General features: G+C 48.4%; 1 protein-coding gene. It reads left to right on the top strand.

Translation table 11 applies throughout. The features are described from left to right. Positions 1-38: 38 nt before the first annotated feature. The coding region (locus R8269_RS26560) for a DmsE family decaheme c-type cytochrome (protein ID WP_318223082.1) at positions 39-1009 on the top strand (971 nt) is incomplete at its 3' end.

Raw genomic sequence — 1009 nt, 5'->3', positions numbered from 1 at the left:
CAATGCTTTGACAATTAAGGATAAGAAAAGGAAGAGCTATGAAAGCAATGTTTCTGCGATGGTTGGTAGCTGGGATACTTGGGTTAGGCGTCATCTTCACCGTCAGTTCGGAAGATGTCGCCAAGCCAGAACCCGAAGCGGCGACGTTAACTCAAGAAGAAATTGAAACCATATTAGACACCAAGTTTTCCGAGGGAAAATATTCACGCCGCGGACCAGATGGCTGCCTTCGTTGCCATGACGATACATCAGACAAACCCGCTACGGGTATTTTCGACAACATTCATGGCAAGTCCGCAAACCTGCATGGGCCAATGAATGATAAACAGTGTGAAGCATGCCATGGCCCAGCTAACAATCACGAACGCAATCCACGAAAAGGACAAGTTCGTGAACCGATGATCACTTTTGGGCCAAACTCCCCTGTTCCAGCCGAAAAGCAAAACAGCGTGTGTTTATCTTGTCACCAAGATGCGAAACGCTCGACTTGGCATAGTAGCGAGCACGCTTTTGAAGGGCTGTCTTGTGCAAGCTGTCACCAACTGCATCAAAAAGACGATCCGATGATGGTTGCCGAAATGCAAGCAGACAAATGCACCGATTGTCACTCCCGCACCAAATCGGATATCCACAAACGCAGTCGTCATCCTATTATCGACGGCGTCATGACTTGTTCTAGCTGCCACAATCCACATCAGACATTAAATGAAGCGAGCCTGAACTGGTCAACCGTCAATAACGCTTGTTACGAGTGTCAGGCGGAAAAGCGCGGCCCATTTTTATGGGAGCATGAGCCTGTAACTGAAGATTGCACATCCTGCCACACACCTCATGGTTCAGTGAACAAAGCCCTGCTCAATAAACGACTGCCAATGCTATGTCAGGAATGTCACCGTGTGCCACATGCAAACGTAGCCATTCCTGAAAACGACTTGAGAGTGCGCGGCGGAAGTTGTTTAAACTGCCACAATCAAGTGCATGGCTCTAACCACCCACGTGGTCAAACATT

It is taken from the genome of Vibrio sp. Vb0667 (genome assembly GCF_033391095.1).
The sequence above is the reverse complement of the archived record's forward strand: the minus strand, read 5'-3'. Positions and strand labels throughout refer to the sequence as shown.